Source organism: Streptomyces sp. R818, assembly GCF_056172735.1.
The window spans coordinates 134,906-151,442 of record NZ_JAOCNE010000010.1; the positions used below are offsets into that span (position 1 = coordinate 134,906).

Annotated in this window: 13 protein-coding genes and 1 riboswitch; of the genes, 8 read left to right on the forward strand and 5 right to left on the reverse strand. The window is 72.9% G+C overall.

Annotated elements, in window-relative coordinates; genetic code table 11:
- Positions 1-116 precede the first annotated feature (116 nt).
- Positions 117-302, forward strand: a riboswitch (cyclic di-AMP (ydaO/yuaA leader).
- Between the two features lie 8 nt (positions 303-310).
- Positions 311-1,525 (forward strand): C40 family peptidase, encoded by a 1,215-nt coding sequence (locus tag N5I75_RS24670; RefSeq protein WP_476680660.1) that lies wholly within the window; start codon positions 311-313, stop codon positions 1,523-1,525.
- A 67-nt stretch (positions 1,526-1,592) separates the two neighbouring features.
- Here N5I75_RS24670 and N5I75_RS24675 read toward each other — a convergent pair whose 3' ends face one another.
- Positions 1,593-1,946: a hypothetical protein gene (locus N5I75_RS24675; RefSeq protein WP_476680662.1), complete on the reverse strand. Its 354-nt coding sequence runs from the start codon at positions 1,944-1,946 to the stop codon at positions 1,593-1,595.
- Between the two features lie 301 nt (positions 1,947-2,247).
- Between N5I75_RS24675 and N5I75_RS24680 the strand changes: the two genes are divergently transcribed.
- Positions 2,248-3,294: a C40 family peptidase gene (locus N5I75_RS24680; RefSeq protein WP_476680664.1), complete on the forward strand. Its 1,047-nt coding sequence runs from the start codon at positions 2,248-2,250 to the stop codon at positions 3,292-3,294.
- Between the two features lie 16 nt (positions 3,295-3,310).
- Here the strand turns inward: N5I75_RS24680 and N5I75_RS24685 are convergent, their stop codons facing one another.
- On the reverse strand, positions 3,311-4,192 hold the full coding sequence (locus tag N5I75_RS24685; RefSeq protein ID WP_476680666.1) for an RNA polymerase sigma-70 factor: 882 nt from the start codon (positions 4,190-4,192) through the stop codon (positions 3,311-3,313).
- Between the two features lie 163 nt (positions 4,193-4,355).
- On the reverse strand, positions 4,356-4,982 hold the full coding sequence (locus N5I75_RS24690; protein WP_476680668.1) for a TetR/AcrR family transcriptional regulator: 627 nt from the start codon (positions 4,980-4,982) through the stop codon (positions 4,356-4,358).
- A gap of 184 nt (positions 4,983-5,166) precedes the next feature.
- Between N5I75_RS24690 and N5I75_RS24695 the strand changes: the two genes are divergently transcribed.
- From N5I75_RS24695 to N5I75_RS24710, 4 genes are read left to right on the forward strand one after another with little or no spacing between them, the layout of a single operon-like run.
- Positions 5,167-6,099, forward strand: a complete 933-nt coding sequence (locus N5I75_RS24695) for an ABC transporter permease (protein ID WP_476680670.1) — start codon at positions 5,167-5,169, stop codon at positions 6,097-6,099.
- A complete protein-coding gene (locus N5I75_RS24700) occupies positions 6,092-6,919 on the forward strand; it encodes an ABC transporter ATP-binding protein (RefSeq protein ID WP_476680672.1) in 828 nt (275 codons plus the stop codon). The genes N5I75_RS24695 and N5I75_RS24700 overlap by 8 nt, the downstream gene beginning before the upstream one ends.
- Positions 6,920-6,978: 59 nt before the next feature.
- Positions 6,979-9,342, forward strand: coding sequence for a bifunctional glycosyltransferase/CDP-glycerol:glycerophosphate glycerophosphotransferase (locus tag N5I75_RS24705; protein ID WP_476680674.1), 2,364 nt, complete (start codon positions 6,979-6,981; stop codon positions 9,340-9,342).
- On the forward strand, positions 9,342-11,171 hold the full coding sequence (locus N5I75_RS24710; protein ID WP_476680676.1) for a glycosyltransferase family 2 protein: 1,830 nt from the start codon (positions 9,342-9,344) through the stop codon (positions 11,169-11,171). The genes N5I75_RS24705 and N5I75_RS24710 overlap by 1 nt, the downstream gene beginning before the upstream one ends.
- A 197-nt stretch (positions 11,172-11,368) precedes the next feature.
- Here N5I75_RS24710 and N5I75_RS24715 read toward each other — a convergent pair whose 3' ends face one another.
- Together N5I75_RS24715 and N5I75_RS24720 are read right to left on the reverse strand one after the other, a co-directional pair.
- Positions 11,369-12,856, reverse strand: a complete 1,488-nt coding sequence (locus tag N5I75_RS24715; protein ID WP_476680678.1) for a hypothetical protein — start codon at positions 12,854-12,856, stop codon at positions 11,369-11,371.
- A complete protein-coding gene (locus N5I75_RS24720) occupies positions 12,840-13,649 on the reverse strand; it encodes a polyprenol monophosphomannose synthase (protein ID WP_476680680.1) in 810 nt (269 codons plus the stop codon). Before N5I75_RS24720 ends, N5I75_RS24715 begins: the two co-directional genes overlap by 17 nt.
- Before the next feature lie 197 nt (positions 13,650-13,846).
- Here N5I75_RS24720 and N5I75_RS24725 point away from each other — a divergent pair, with 197 nt between their 5' ends.
- Entirely contained in the window at positions 13,847-14,869 is a 1,023-nt protein-coding gene (locus N5I75_RS24725) for a serine/threonine-protein kinase (protein WP_476680682.1), read from the forward strand.
- 39 nt (positions 14,870-14,908) lie between these two features.
- On the forward strand, positions 14,909-16,531 hold the full coding sequence (locus N5I75_RS24730; protein ID WP_476680684.1) for a serine/threonine-protein kinase: 1,623 nt from the start codon (positions 14,909-14,911) through the stop codon (positions 16,529-16,531).
- The last annotated feature ends 6 nt before the right edge of the window (positions 16,532-16,537 follow it).

Genomic DNA, 16,537 nt, shown 5'->3' on the forward strand with positions numbered 1-16,537 from the left:
GAAGGTCACGAAAATGTATCGGGCATATCGAACAACGTCCTTCACAGCAGCAACACGAGTTGGCTACGGTGCTGCGCGGGCCGTCCGTCCCCACGACCGCGAGCGCCGCGGCGAGCGGGCAGCCCCCGCCGAGTCCCGTACGCCGTGAGGCAGGGAACCGGGGACCCACCGACCTTGGGGTGAATCGGCCCGAAGGCCCGTCGTCGATGTCAGCGGCATCGACAGCGGGCAGCAGGCCGTAGGGCAGCCTTCCGTACGCCCGAACCCGACAGCTAACCCGGTAGGCGGACCACGGAAGGAGTCGCCAGCCTTGGCGTCGCACCGCAAGCCGCGCACGCGCTCCCGGATGACCGGTGGCCTGCGCACCACCCCCGCGGTCGGGATCACGACCGCCGCCCTCACCTCGGTCGCCCTGCTCTCGCAGACCGCGCAGGCAGCGCCCGCGCCGGCGAGGCCGAGCCTCGAAGAGGTGCAGAAGAAGGTCGACAGCCTGTACCGGCAGGCCGAGACCGCCACGCAGAAGTACAACGCCGCCAAGGAGCAGGCCGACAGCAAGAAGCGGCAGGTCGACAGGCTCCTCGACGACATCGCGAAGCGGACCGACCAGATGAACACGGCCCGCCAGGAGCTGGGCCGGTTCGCCGCCGAGCAGTACCGGACGGGCGGGATGAGCGACACCGCGACGATGCTCCTCGCGGACGATCCCGAGGACTACTTCGCGCAGGACCGGCTGCTCAGCCGTATGACGGCCGACCAGAAAAAGGCCGTCGACGACTACCAGGAGCAGCAGCGGGCGACCGCGAAGAAACGCACCGAGGCGCAGGAGAACCTGCGTCAGCTCACCTCTTCGCAGACCGATCTCCGGACGTCGAAGCAGAGCGTGCAGTCGAAGCTCTCCGACGCGCGCGAGCTGCTCTCCAAGCTGACCGCGGAGGAGAAGCGGCGGCTCGCCGCGATCGAGAAGAAGAAGCAGGAGGCGGCCCGCAGACAGGCCGCCGAGCTGGCGGCGAAGCAGAAGGCCGAGGAGGAGCGCGAGCGCAAGGCGGCGGAGGAGGCGGCGGCCCAGGAGCAGGCCGACTCGGGCGCCGGGTCCACGGGGGCCACGGGGTCCACGGGATCGGGCTCGACGGGGTCGGACTCCTCCGGCAGCACCTCGTCCGGTTACGCGGCCAAGGCGGCGCAGGCGCTCGCCTTCGCCAAGGCCCAGGAGGGCAAGCCGTACGTGTGGGGGGCCACGGGCCCGGACTCGTACGACTGCTCGGGGCTCACCCAGGCGGCGTGGAAGGCCGCCGGGATCTCGCTGCCGCGCACCACCTGGGACCAGGTGGAGTTCGGCACGACGGTCGCGCTCTCCGACATCCAACCCGGTGACCTGGTCTTCTTCTACGACGACATCAGCCACGTCGGTCTCTACCTCGGCGACGGCATGATGATCCACGCGCCGAAGCCGGGCGCGTACGTCCGCGAGGAGTCGATCTACTACGACGGCACGTCCTCGATCCACAGCGTCGTGCGGCCCGCCTGACACCGGCCGGGCCGGGTTCGGGCGGTGCGGCACCGCCCGGCCCCCGGCCCCGGAGCACGTGCGGGGCTCAGGTCCAGAGCACGGCGATGAAGATGTTGGCGAGGGTGAGCCCGCCGACGGCCGCGAACAGGCCCTTCTCCGCCTTCTCCTCGTCCCGCTTCACGTAGACGATGCCGAGGATGACGACCAGGATCGCCAGCTTCACGCCGATCTTGATGTTGTTCACGGTGTTGTCGTCGGCCTGGTTGAGGCCGACGAGGGCGACACCGGTCACCAGCATGGTCAGGGCGCCGTGCAGCATCGCCTTGTTGAACCGGGCTTCGCCCCGGCCCAGCGCCGTCATCTGCGTGAGGAAGCCGCCGAGCAGCGCGGCGATGCCGATGATGTGCAGGCCGACGAAGAAATGGATGAGTACGTCCATGGTTGCGGAGCCTAATGGGGTGCTTGTCGCGCTCCGACAGCGGGCGGTGCCGGACAGCGGGCTGTCACTCTCCGCCACCACCCGCAACAAAGGGGGCAGTTGCGAACAATGCGCGGCCGACCCGTGACGCCGAGGTTTAGCGTCCTTGCTCAGGTGACCGGCTCCCCACCGCCGCCCGGGCCAGGGGCGGCAGCCGGACACCACCGCCGAGAAGAGGTCCGGCGGCGACCCGCTCCCCCTGTGCGGGTCGCCGCCGGACGTGCGAGCAGGCGGCAGTACGACCGGAAGGACGTGGCACTTCGTGCCGGCAGCGCATCGCAGGCCCCGCAAGCGTTCGCTCAATGGCAGTACGGTCCGCACCGCGGCCACCCTCGCCCTCGCCTCGGCGGCGTCCGTCACCGCCCTCGACGGCGGCGCGGCGCACGCGGAGCCGGACCTCACCCCCGCCCAGGTGAAGACGAAGGTGGACCGGCTCTACCAGGAGGCGGAGGTCGCCACCGAGAAGTACAACGGCGCGAAGGAGCGGGCCGGGCAGGCCCGCGAGCAGGTGTCCGCGCTGCAGGACGAGGCGTCGCGCAGGACCGACTCCCTGAACTCCCAGCGCCGGCGCCTCGGCGCGGTCGCGGCGGCCCAGTACCGCGCGGGCGGCGTGGACCCGTCCGTCCAGCTCCTCCTCTCCTCGAGCCCCGACCGCTACCTCGACCGGGCGTCGATGGCGGACCGCGTCGGCACACGGCAGGCGTCCACGATCGCGCGCGTCCGCAAGGAGCTGCGCGAGATCGACCAGCTGCGCACGCAGGCGGACGGATCGCTCGCCGTGCTCCGCGCCAAGCAGGCGGAGTTGAGGAAGCAGAAGAAGACGGTGACGGGGAAGCTGGCGGAGGCGCGTGCGCTGCTCGCCCGGCTGACACCGGCGGACCGGGCACGGGCGACGGGCGCCTCCGACCGGGCCTCGCGGTCGGACGTCCGGGGTGCGGCGAGCACGGCCGAGGCGGCCGGCTCCCGTGCGGCGGCGGCGATCTCGTTCGCGCGGGGCGCGCTCGGCAGCCCGTACGTATGGGGCGCCACGGGCCCGGACGCGTTCGACTGCTCGGGGCTCACGCAGGCCGCGTACCGGGCGGCGGGCGTCTCGCTGCCGCGCACGACCTACGCGCAGATCGACGCGGGCACGCGCGTACCGCGCTCTCAGCTCCGCCCCGGTGACCTGGTGTTCTTCTACTCCGGGATCAGCCATGTCGGCCTCTACATCGGCGACGGCCAGATGATCCACGCCCCGAACCCGAGTGCGCCGGTGCGGATCGCGCCGATCGACCAGATGCCGTTCGTGGGGGCAACGCGGGTGGCGTGAGGGCGGACCCGCCGCTTCAGCGACTGACGGGCGTCTCCCGCTCCACCCTCGACAGCTTCTCCGGGTTGCGGACGGCGTAGAGCCCCGTGACGAGACCGTCGTCGATGCGGATCGCGAGTGCGGCGACGAGTTCACCGCCGACGCGGAGCTTGAGGCCCGGGGCCCCGTTGATCCGGGTCGGTTCGGCAGAGACACCGGTGGCGGCGAACCTGCCGAGCACCTCCGTCACGTCCGGGACGCCGACGACCGGGGCGAGGGTGGCCTGTACGACGCCGCCGCCGTCGCCGAGGAAGACGACGTCCGGGGCGAGGATGTCGAGCAGGCCCTGCAAATCGCCGGTGTCGACGGCCCGTTGGAACGCGGCGAGGGCACCCCGGGTCTCGGCGGGCGACACGGGGCCGCGCGGCCGTCGTGCCGCGACGTGCGCGCGGGCCCGGTGCGCGATCTGCCGGACGGCGGCCGGGCTCTTGTCGACGGCCTCCGCGATCTCGTCGTAGCCGAGGGCGAACACCTCGCGCAGGACGAAGACCGCGCGCTCGGTCGGCGCCAGGGTCTCCAGGACGAGCAGCATCGCCATCGAGACGCTGTCGGCCAGTTCGACGTCCTCGGCGACGTCGGGCGCGGTGAGCAGCGGCTCCGGGAGCCAGGGCCCCACGTAGGACTCCTTGCGGCGGCCCAGCGTGCGGAGCCGGGTGAGGGCCTGGCGGGTGGTGATCCGCACGAGGTACGCGCGCTGGTTGACGACGGTCGCGAGGTCCACGCCGCTCCAGCGCAGCCAGGTCTCCTGGAGCACGTCCTCGGCGTCGGCGGCGGAGCCGAGCATCTCGTAGGCGACGGTGAAGAGGAGGTTGCGGTGCGCGACGAACGCCTCGGTGGCGGGGTCGGGGGTGGCGGCCATGGGTGCTCCTGTCCTGATCCACGTCTGATCGGCTCGCCCATGGGACTCCGGCCGGGGCCCGGCTGTGACACCCGCGCCACCGACGGCGCGGGTGTTTCAGGACACACGCCCCTGGGCCGGGGCGGATGCGCCAGGAGCAACGAGCACTTCCGCGTTCACGCCGTCACAGCGTCTTCAGCCCCGCCGCCGTAGCCGTGGCCAGCCGTTGCAGATAGCCCTTCGGCAGCCCCGAGTTCCGGACCACCACCGAGCGCCAGTAAAGCGGGCCCGAGATCAGGTCGAGGGCCAGGTTCTCGTCGAGGCCGGGGCGCAGTTCGCCGCGCGTGATCGCCGCCTGCACGATGCCGTTGGCCACTCCGTGCTGGCCCTCGCGGAGCGCCTTCTGCAGGGCTTCGGCGATCTCCGGATTGCGGGCCGCCTCCGCCTGGAGGTCGGGGAGGATCTGGCCGGCGACGGGGTGCTTCAGGGCACGGGACGTGACCTTGTAGAGGAGGAGGAGGTCCTCGTCGAGCGAGCCGGTGTCGGGGGCGGGCAGCCCCTGGACCGCTATCGCGGAGACCAGGTCGAGGACGAGGTGGAGCTTCGAGCGCCAGCGGCGGTAGACCGCCGTCTTCCCGACGCCCGCGCGGCGCGCGATGCCCTCGATGGACATCCGGGCGTAGCCGACGGCGGCGAGTTCCTCGAAGACGGCGGCCCGGATGGCGTCGGTCACGTCCTCGCGGAGGACGGCGGCCCCGGCCGGGGCCCGGCGCCGTGGCGGCGGCGTGGGGGCGGCGGCGTTGGTCGTCATGCGGCCAGCATAGTTCCGTGACGACGAAACGGTTGCGTTCCGACGTCCGGACGGCCTACGCTCACGTCACGACGATACGGGCCCGTCCCGACGTGAACGGCAGGCGAACAGCTGGTGCAGGCGAGCCCGGAAGTCCGGATGCCCCCGCAGGCCAGCAGCCCGGCCCCGACCGAAAGCAGCGGATGTGAGTCAGGTCCTGGAGACACCCCCCGCCCCGGCGACTTCCTCCCCCGGCGGCATCGCGGCGGAGCCGGACGCCGCCGCGCTCGCCGCCCGCTACGGGCTCACCGTCAGCGGCGCCCGCCCCTCGCTCCCCGCCTATGTGCGCCAGCTCTGGCAGCGGCGCCACTTCATCACGGCGTTCTCGACCGCCAAGCTGACCGCGCAGTACAGCCAGGCGAAGCTCGGCCAGGTCTGGCAGGTGGCGACGCCGCTGCTGAACGCGGCGGTCTACTACTTCATCTTCGGCGTCCTCATGGGCACCAGCCACGGCGTGCCGGACTTCGTCCCGTTCCTGGTCACGGGCGTGTTCGTATGGACGTTCACGCAGTCGTCGGTGATGGCGGGCACCCGCGCGATCTCCGGCAGCCTCGGCCTCGTACGGGCGCTGCACTTCCCGCGCGCCTCGCTGCCGATCTCGTACTGCCTGCAACAGCTCCAGCAGCTGCTGTTCTCGATGTGCGCGCTCGTCGTGATCCTGCTCTGCTTCGGCGTCCCGCCGACCGCGTCGTGGCTGCTCGTGATCCCGGCGCTGGTCCTGCAGTTCACCTTCAACACCGGGCTCGCCATGATCATGGCCAGGATCGGCGCGAACACCCCGGACATCGCACAGCTCATGCCGTTCCTGCTGCGGACGTGGATGTACCTGTCCGGCGTCATGTGGAGCCTGGACCACCTGATGAGCAAGACGGACCTGCCGCACTTCGTCACCGTGCTGCTCCGCGCCAATCCGGCCGCCGTCTACATCGACCTGATGCGGTTCGCGCTGATCGACAGCTTCACCGGCGCCCAGCTCCCGCCGCACGTGTGGGGCTGGGCCCTGGGCTGGGCGGTGCTCGTCGGCGCCGGCGGATTCATCTACTTCTGGAAGGCAGAGGAGACGTACGGCCGTGGCTGACAGCACCCGCACACCCGCACCCGCACCCGCACCCGCACCCGCACCCGCACAGGAACCCGTCCCCACCGTCATCGTCGACCACGTCGACATCGTCTACCGCGTCAACGGCACCGGCGCGGGCCGCGGCACCGCCACCGCCGCCCTCAACCGCATCGTCGGCGGCCGGAAGAAGGCCGAGAAGCGGTCCGGCGTACGGACGGTGCACGCGGTCCGCGACGTCTCCTTCACCGCCTACCGCGGCGAGGCCATCGGGCTCATCGGCACCAACGGGTCCGGCAAGTCGACCCTGCTCAAGGCCGTCGCCGGGCTCCTCCCCGCGGAGCGCGGCCGGATCTTCACCGACGGCCAGCCCTCGCTCCTCGGCGTCAACGCGGCCCTGATGAACGACCTCACCGGCGAGCGCAACGTCCGGCTCGGCGGTCTCGCCATGGGGATGAGCCGCGAGCAGGTCCGCGACCGCTACGACGACATCGTCGACTTCTCCGGAATCAACGAGAAGGGCGACTTCATCACCCTGCCCATGCGCACGTACTCCTCCGGCATGGCGGCCCGGCTCCGGTTCTCCATCGCCGCCGCCAAGGACCACGACGTGCTTTTGATCGACGAGGCGCTCGCCACCGGCGACCGCTCGTTCCAGAAGCGCTCCGAGGAACGCATCCGCGAGCTGCGCAAGCACGCGGGCACCGTCTTCCTGGTCAGCCACAGCAACAAGTCGATCCGTGACACCTGCGACCGGGTGCTCTGGCTGGAGCGCGGGGAGCTGCGGATGGACGGGCCGACGGACGAGGTCCTCAAGGAGTACGAAAAGTTCGCTAGGTGATTTATGTCCGCTTAGTGTGCGGGTATGCGTCGGACGCTGGAGATGAACGGGGGCGGCGCGTGAACGCACAGCTGAGCGTCATCGTGTACGGCCGCGACATACAGGGCCTGCTCGGCGGCTGCCTGGACGGCATCACGGGGCAGCTCCCGCCCGGCGCCGAACTGGTCACCGCTGCCGTCGGCGAGGCCGCGCGGGGCGTCGCCGAACGGTACGGCGGCACCGTCGTACCGCTGCCGCAGGGCACCTCCGACTCGGACGCGCGCGCGGCGGGCGCGGAGCGGGCGAGCGGTGACTGGCTCTGGTTCGTGCACGCCAAGGACCGGGTGCCGACGGGGGCGCTGCGGGCCGTGCTCGACCGGTTGGCGGAGCTGCCCGAGGACACCCCCGAGCCGTATGCGGCCCCTGGCCATGACCGTGGCCCTGGCCATGACCGTGGCCCTGGCCATGACCGTGGCCCTGGCCATGACCGTGGCCCCGGCCGTGGCCCCGGCCGTGACCGTGGCCGTGACCGTGGCCGTGACCGTGGCCGCGTCGATGTGATGGTCGGCGACCACATCCGTTCCACCTGGCGCGCCACCCTCGGCGCCGGCGGCGACGCCTGGCGCCTGGCCCGCGTCGGCCGCCGCGACCTGCCCCCGGGCCACGCCCCCGACCTGCTGCGCGCCGCCCCGCTGCTCGGCAACCGGGTCGTGCGCGCCGCGTTCTGGCACGCGCACCACGCCGAACTGACCGGAGCCGAAGAGGCGTCCGCCGAGATGTTCGCCGCCCGCGCCTGCCTCGTCCTCGCCGAGCGGATCGCCTGCCTGGAGCACGTGATCGTCGACGTACGGGAGCTGCGGCCCGAGAGCCTGCCCGCGGTGACGCCCGACGAGCGGTACGGATTCCTGGAGGCGTACGAGGAGTTGCAGCGGCTCATGGCGCGGCTCGGCACCCCGGCCCGGCCGCGCGCCGTCCTGTACGACCTGATGACGACGGAGTCGCTGCGGGTGGTGGCGCGAGCGGCGCTGCCGGACACGGTGGCGCGGGAGTTCTTCCGCCGGGCGTCGGCCGCGGCCGTGCGCTGGCGGCCTGAGGGGTACCGGCGCCCGGCCGGTCTTGAGGGCATCAGGCGCCGCCTCCTGGAGGAGGACGCGTACACGAAGTACCGGGCGTTCCAGAGCGCGAACCGCAAGCGGCGCGACGTGAAGGCGGCGGTGCGCGCCCGCAGGACGCGGATCGGCGCGAAGGTGCGCGACCTGCACTACCAGCGGGCCCTGCGCGAGCCGGTCGATCCCGGCCTGGCCGTCTTCTCCGCGTACTGGGACCGCGGCGTCGCCTGCAACCCGGGCGCCATCGCGGCGAAACTGGCCGAGCTGGCGCCGGACGTGCGTCAGGTGTGGGTCGTGTCGAAGCGGGCGGAGCCGCTGCTGCCGCCGGGCACGGAGCACGTCGTGCCCGGCACCCGCCGCTACGGGGAGGTGATGGCCCGCGCCAAGTACCTCGTCAACAACGTCAACTTCCCGAACGCCGTGGTCAAACGGCCCGGCGCGGTCCACCTCCAGACCCACCACGGCACCCCGCTGAAGAAGATGGGGCTCGACCAGCTCGACTACCCGACCGCGTCGAAGGGGCTCGACTTCGACGCGCTGCTCGCCCGCGTCGACAAGTGGGACTTCAGCGTCAGCTCCAACAGCCACTCGACCCGCATGTGGGAGCACGCCTATCCGTCCGGCTACGTCTCCCTGGACCACGGCTACCCGCGCAACGACGTGTACTACAGCGCCCGCGCCGCCGACATCCGCGCCGTCCGCGACCGCCTCGGCATCGCGCCGGGCCGCCGCGCCGTCCTCTACGCGCCGACGCACCGCGACTACGAGGCGCGCTGGACCCCGCGCCTCGACCTCGCCGCGCTCACGGAACACCTCGGCGACGGCACGGTCCTGCTCGTGCGCGGCCACTACTTCTACGGCGGCGCCGCCTCCCCGCTCGCCACGCTCCGCCGCAGCGGCCGCGTCATCGACGTCTCGGCGTACGACCCGGTCGAGGAGGTGGCGCTGGCCTCGGACGCGCTGATCACGGACTACTCGTCGATCATGTTCGACTACGCCAACCTGGACCGGCCGGTCATCGCCTACGCCGACGACTGGGAGACGTACGCGAGCACGCGCGGCGTCTACTTCGACCTGATGGCCGAGCCGCCGGGCCATGTCGCGCGCACGCAGGCCGAGTTGACGGAGATCCTCGCCACCGACGCCTGGCGCGACGAGGTGTCCGCGAGGGCGCGCGCGCACTTCCGGCGCCGGTTCTGCGAGTACGACGACGGGCTCGCCGCCGAGCGGGTCGTGCGCCGCGTCTTCCTCGGCGAACCGGAGGAGGCGCTGCCGCCGGTCGTGCCGGTCGAGAACCGCACGCCCGCGCCGACGCCCGAGGAGGCGGATTCCTGATGGCAGCCACCCCCGATGAGACGGTCCCCCCTGATGTGACGGCCACCCCCGATGCGACGGTCGCCCCCGATGCGACGGCGATCCCCGATGCGACGGTCGCCCCCGATGCGACGGCCATCCCCGATGCGACGGTCGCCCCCGATGCGACGGCCATCCCCGATGCGACGGTCGCCCCCGATGTGACGGTCACGGTGATCGTCTTCAACGACGCGGAGCGCCTTCCGCGCGCGGTCGCCTCGCTCCAGGCGCAGACCCACGCGAACATCGAGATCGTCATCAGCGACGACCACTCCACGGACGACACGCCGCGCGTGGCACGGGAGTTGGCGGCGTCCGACCCCCGCATCACCTATCTGCGCCTGCCCGAGAACTCGGGCGGGTGCAGCGCGCCGCGCAACCGGGCCCTCGACATCGCCCGCGCGCCGTACGCGATGTTCCTCGACAGCGACGACGAGCTGCCGCCGCGCGCGGTGGAGGTGCTGCTTGCGGCGCACCGCGAGGACCCGTCGATCGACTTCGCGATGGGCGTGGTCGAACGGGTCCGCGTCGACACGGGGCGCACCTCGGTCTGGATGCCGCACCTCGTCGCCGAGCGCCGCACGGTCGACGGCATCGAGGCCGAGCCCGGCTTCCTCTTCGAGCACCTGTCGACCAGCAAGATGTACGCCCGCGCCTTCCTCGACCGGCACGGCCTGCGCTTCCCCGAGGGCATCCACTACGAGGACCAGCTCTTCTCCGCGCAGGCATACTGCCTGGCCAAGTCCTTCGCGGTCGTGCCCGAGCCGGTGTACCGCTGGTACATCGCCCCGTACGCGGCTGAGTCCGCCGCCTCCATCTCCAACCAGCGGCACAAACTGAGCAACGTCCGCGACCGCGTCCACGTCCAGGAGCTCATCGACGCCTTCCTCGACGAGAGCGGCCACAGCGCGGCGCTCCGCGAGGCCAAGGACTACAAGTTCCTCAAGCACGACTTCCGTATGTACGCGAACGATCTGCCGTACCGCGACGCGGAGTGGCTGACGGGCTTCGCCGAGATCGTGAACCCGTACCTGGCCGGGCTCGCGCCCGGGGCGTACGCCCGTCTCCCGCGCGCCGAACGCATCGTCCTGCAACTGGTCCGCGACGGCCGTCTCGCCGACGCGCGGCTCGCCGCCCGCGGGCTCGGCCAGGGGGTCGCCCCGCGTACGGCGGTCGCGGACCCGGTCACCGGGGTTCTCTACTGGGGTTCGGACATCCCGGCGACGGAGGCCGCCCGCCGCGAGATGTCGCTGACCGACCTGGCTTTGGACGCCCGGCCGTTCCCCCGCGCCCTGTTCCGCCACGAGATCGTGCGCCTCGAACGGGGCCCTGGCCCGGCGTCGGTGCTGCTGCGGGTGCGCACCTACGACCCCGGTTTGCGCCTGCCGGTCGGCCCGCAGATCGCGTCCCTCGTCGTCTCCCCCGGCCGCAGACGCCTGACCGTCCGGTTCCGGCTCGACCCGGTGCGGCCCGGCGTCTTCGAGGGCCAGGTCCTTCTCGATCTGGCCGCGGCGGACCTCCCCCGTCAAGGCTTCGACGGCGTCCGCCACCCGGTGCTCCAGCTCCAGGCCCCGGAAGGCCTGCGCAACACGGGCCTGCTCCTCGCCCCGCTCGACTTCCCCGCGTTCACGGCAGAGCTCCCGCACCACCTGGTGACCGTGGAGCCCGAGGGGCGCGGGGCGGGCCGCATGCAGATCAGGTGGCGGACGACGGGGCTGACGGCGAGGGTCGTGCGACCGGTGGCACGCAGGGTGTCGAGCACGTCGCTGGCCCGGCGGGTACGTTGGGCGATCCGGCTGGTCCGGTTGTAGGGCGGGGCCCTTGGGGGCGGGGGCCTCGCGGGCGGGGCAGGCGATACAGCCGCCTCCTGCGGCCCCGCCGGTTGCAAGGCGGGTGTTGTGAGGCGGGGCTTTGGGGGCGGGTGCCTCGCGGGCGGGGCAGGCGATACAGCCGCCTCCTCCGCCCCCGGCCGGGCCAGGCGAAAAGCCTCCTCCTCCCACCCCGGCCCTCAGACGCGAGGCACCCGGTACAAGGTCTGGCCGCGCGGACCCGCCGCCGCCTTCTCCAGCCCCGCCCCGCCCTCCTCCCGGACCTCCCCCGGGTACGCCACCACCCACCCCACCCCGTACCGCCGCAGCACCTCCGCCCGCCGCCGCTCCGACGTGTCCGGCGCGAAGTACGTGCGGACCGCCGCCAGCCGTTCCTCCTCGTCGGCCAGGAAGAAGTCCGGGTAGCCGGGGGCCACCGTGTACGGGCCGTAGGCCGGGATCTGGCGGGCCGGCCACTTCTTGGCCAGGACCACGTCCCCGTACTTCACCCACGGCGTGATCCAGTGGTACCCGGCCCACGGCTCCCGGTACCTGTCGGCGACGACGGACGGCAGCGCCGAGCGCGGCAGGACGTAGCCGAGCACCCCGCACTGCGCCCACGCCCCGACGCACAGCGCCCCGGCGACGACCCAGCCGAGCGCCACCCGCACCGCCCGGCGCGGCGCGCAGAAGACCTCCAGACCCGCCGCGACCTGCGCGGGGATCAGCACCGCGGGCAGCACCCGGCCCCACGACCAGTGCCCGCCGACGCCGCCCGCCGCGAACACCAGGGCCCCGAGCACGCAGAACAGCACCAGCGGATCGCGCCGGTCACGCCACCAGCGGAGCGCGAGCGCGGCCCCGCCGACCAGCGCGACGAGCCAGAAGCGCCCGGGCAGACTCCGGTACAGGGAGCGGTGGATCTCCTCCAGGCCGCCGACGCCGAACAGGCCGAAGAAGGAGTAGTACGGCCAGAGCGCGAGCAGCCCCAGGCCCAGTGCCAGTCCGGCAGCGAGGCGGAGCCACACCGTCCGGCCGGGCCACGGGCGCGCCCCGAGCACCATCGCCAGCGCCCCGAGCGACGCGACCACCCCGGTGAACTGGTGGCTCAGCAGGATCACCGCCCACAGCACACCGGCCCACAGGAAGTGCGGCCAGGCAGTCGCCCGGCGCAGCAGCGCCCACAGCCAGAAGGCGGCGCCCAGCGCGAACGTACTCGGGTAGGAGACGGTCAGCGCGAGGGAGTTGAGGCCGAGGAACCCGCTCCAGTTGAACAGGGTCGTGCCCCACAGCAGCACCAGGGAGAGCAGGACGACGGCGACCACGGCGGCCCGCCGCCACCGCCCGGCCGCGCCCGCCTCCAGGAACGTACCGGTGAACGACCACACCCCCGACACCAGCACCGCGAGCGACACGAGCGCCGCGCCGCGCAGCACCACGAACACCCCGAGCCCGGTCACCTTCGCGGCGCAGCCGAGCAGCAGCGTCCAGGGCGTGTAGTACGGGCTCGGCGCGTCGGCCGCGACCAGCGGGTCGCCCGGGTCGAGCAGGTCGTGCCGCAGACGTTCGATCGTGGCGGCGTGCACGCCCAGGTCACCGGCCCACGGCAGCCGTACGACGACCGCGACGAGGAGCACGAGGAGCAGCAGCGCCGCGCCCCGCGCCGCCGCGCTACCGGCGACGCGCACTCGCGCGGAGCTTCCACGGCATCGCGACGGACTCCAGCTGCACCATCAGGTTCATCTTGGACTCGCCGACCGTACGGTCCTCGAAGTGGATCGGCACCTCCATCACCTCGAAGCCGCGCCGCACCGCCCGGTACTTCATCTCGACCTGGAAGCTGTAGCCCGCGCTGTCCACGGAGGCCAGGTCGATGGCGCGCAGCGCGTCCTCGCGCCACAGGTTGAAGCCGCCGGTGATGTCGCGGACGCGGGTGCCGAGGATGGTGCCCGCGTAGGCGTTGGCCCAGCGGGAGAGCAGCCGGCGGTGCGCGCCCCAGGCGTCGGAGAGGGTGCCGCCCTGGACGTAGCGGCTGCCGAGGGTGACGGCCGCGCCCGTCGAGAGGGCGACGCCGAGGAGCTGCGGGACCTTGGCGACGGGGTGGCTGCCGTCGGCGTCCATCTGGAGCACGTAGCGCGCGCCGTCCGCGACGGCCTGCCCCATGCCCGCGGCGTACGCGCGCCCCAGGCCCTCCTTGCCCGCCCGGTGCAGGACGCCGATGCGCTCGGGGCCGAACCGGCGCGCGTACGCGTCGGCGATCTCGCCGGTCCCGTCGGGGCTGGAGTCGTCGACGACGAGCAGCCGCAGCCCGGGCAGCCCGAGATCCATCAGCGCGTCGGCCATCCGGGGCAGGTTCCCCGCCTCGTTGTAGGTCGGCATGACGACGGTCAGCGGTGTCGCGGCCCAGTCGGCCGGCAGCGCGGCGGCCCGGCTCTCCGGCTGCGTGTCGGCCCCGGACGGCCCCGACGGGATCAACGGCATCGGCTCTCCCTGTGAACTGCGCCTTCGCACCTGCGCGCCTCCGCACATTTCCGCATCAGCACATCTGCTTACCTGTCGGACAATCAGCTCTACTTTAGATGGATTGCCCTATTTTGTGGCGTATCACGCAGTGTCCGCCCCGGTCGCGTCGCCCACCCGTAAGATACGGGGCCGAACTCGGCGGAAGGCAGGGGCAGATGGGCGGCGCCGCGGCGGACGGCAACGGCAACCGGCTCGGCCCGCTGCGCCCCGGCGTCCCGCGCGAGGTCGCCGGCTACCCCCTGCACGCCAGGATCGGGCAGGGCGGCATGGGCACCGTCTACCTCACGTGCACGCGGGGCGGCCGGCCCGTCGCCCTCAAGCTGGTCCGGCCCGAGTACGCGGACGACGCGGCGTTCCGCGAGCGGTTCGCCCGCGAAGTCGCGGCGGCGCGCCGGATCGCCGGGCCGCACCTCGTACCGGTCCTCGACCACGACGCGACCGCCCGCCGCCCCTGGCTCGCCACCCGCTACATACCGGGACTCCCGCTCGACGCCGCCCTGGCCGCGCACGGCCCGCTCCCGCTGCCCGCGGTCCTCCAGCTCACGGCCGCCGCCGCGCGGGCGCTCTCCGCCGTGCACGCGGCGGGCGTGGTCCACCGCGACCTGAAGCCCGCCAACCTCGTCCTGGCCGCAGACGGTCCCTGGCTGCTGGACTTCGGCATCGCCCGCGCCGTCGGCGCCGCCACCCTCACCACGGCGGGCCGCCTGCTCGGCACCCCGCGCTACATGTCCCCTGAACACGCACTCGGCCGCAAGGCCACGCCCGCCTCCGACATCTTCGCGCTCGGTGTCCTCGCCGCCGAGGCGGCGACCGGCCGCCACCCGTACGGCCGGGGCAACGCCCTCGCCGTCGCCGCGCGCATCGCGGGCACGGACCGCGAACCGCCCGCCCTGGCCGGTGTCCCGCGCCCGCTGCGCGACATCGTCGGCGCGTGCCTCGCCGCCGCGCCCGAGGCACGCCCGTCGCCGTCGGCGCTCACGGTCCTGTGCGCGGGCGCGGCCCGCAAAGACGTCACCGACTTCACGGACTGGCTGCCCCCGGGGCTCGTCGCACCCGTCTCCCTGGCCGACGCGGAGACCGTACGGGCGCTGCCGCCCACCGCGCCGCTCACGCTGAAGGACATCCGCGCCCGCCGGCGCGGGCAAACCGGTTCGGACGGCAACTCCCCCGTCACGTAGGATCGTTCCCCTTTCACACGTCACATCGGGGGATGCGTCATGACGTCCGGCACCGGGACGATACTCAGCCCGCTCGGCCCGCAGGACCCGCGCCAGACCTCCGGCTACCGGCTGGTGGCCCGGGTCGGCGAGGGCGGTATGGGCACCGTCTACCTCTCCTACACGCGCGGCAACCAGCCCGTCGCCCTCAAGGTCATCCGCCGCGAGTACGGGCAGGACCCCGACTTCCGCCGCCGCTTCGAGCAGGAGGTCCGGGCGGCCCGCCGCGTCCAGGGCTACCATCTCGTCCCGGTCGTCGACCACGACACCTCGGGCGAACTCCCGTGGCTGGCGTCAACGTTCATCCCCGGCGTCTCCCTGCACGACGCCCTCACCACCCTCGGCCCGCTTCCCGTCGACGCCACGCTGCAGCTCGTCGGCTGCGCGGCCCGCGCCCTCACCGCCATCCACGCGGCGGGGGTGATCCACCGCGACCTGAAGCCCAGCAACATCATGCTGAGCGGCACCGGCCCGTACGTCATCGACTTCGGCATCGCCCGCGCCGCCGACGCCACCCAGCTCACCCAGTCCGGCGCCCTCATCGGCACCCCGCAGTACATGTCGCCCGAACACGCGCTCGGCGACCCGGTCGGCCCCGCCACCGACGTGTTCTCGCTCGGCCTGATCGCCGCGGTCGCCGCGACCGGCCGCCATCCGTACGGGGACGGCGGCGCCATCACCGTCGCCGCGCAGATCGCCAACACGGCGCACCGCCCGCCGCGGCTCGACGGCCACGATCCGAAGCTGCGGCCCCTCCTTGAGCGCATGCTCACCGCGGACCCGGCCGAGCGCATCGGCACGGAGGAGCTGGCCGCGCTCTGCCAGGAGGCGTCCGGGCGTTCGCTGAGCGACTTCGAGGGGTGGCTGCCCGCGCCGTTCGCCACGGAGATCGCGCGGCGCGAGCAGGAGGCGCTGGCACCGCCCGCCCCGGCGCAGCCCACGGGCCCGGCGGTCGCCTACACCCCCACGCTCCAGCCGACGCCCGCCCCGAAGAAGCGCGGCGGGCGGGCCGCCCTGATCGCCACGGCCCTGGTGGTCGCGGTCGCCGCCGGCGCGGGCACGGCGGTGTACCTCCTCGGCAAGGACGACAACGGCGGCGGCACCAACGCGCACGGCGGCCGGTCCTCCCAGCCCGTGAATCCGCCCACCCACAAGAACACGAAAAGCGCGGACCCGACCCCGACGACGGACGACAAGGCGGACGACGCCGGGTACACGGCCGTCGTCGAGGCCCGCCCCTTCGCCCTGCGCTCACCCGGCGGAGCGCACGTCATCGGGGTCGATCTGGACGTGCCCAAGGTCAAGAGCCCCGGCGACATCTCGGGCGGCGACGACCTCGAACTGAGCGAAGTGTCGGGCGGCAGCTGGGAGTTCAAGACGCCCATGGGCAAGAGCGCGGGCACCACCGCCGCCCAGTGCCTGGAGGGCTCCCAGTCCGATGTCCTGCCGAGCCAGATCGACGCGGAGGATCTGCGCGAGACGCTGCCCGTCGGCACCGTGCTGTGCACGCAGACCGACGAGAAGCAGCTCGCCATGCTGGAGATCACCGGCATCAGCGGTCCGGACGCGGACCACGACCTGCCCGACGTCAGCACCGAGCTGACGCTCTGGAAGCGGGCATAAGGGGGG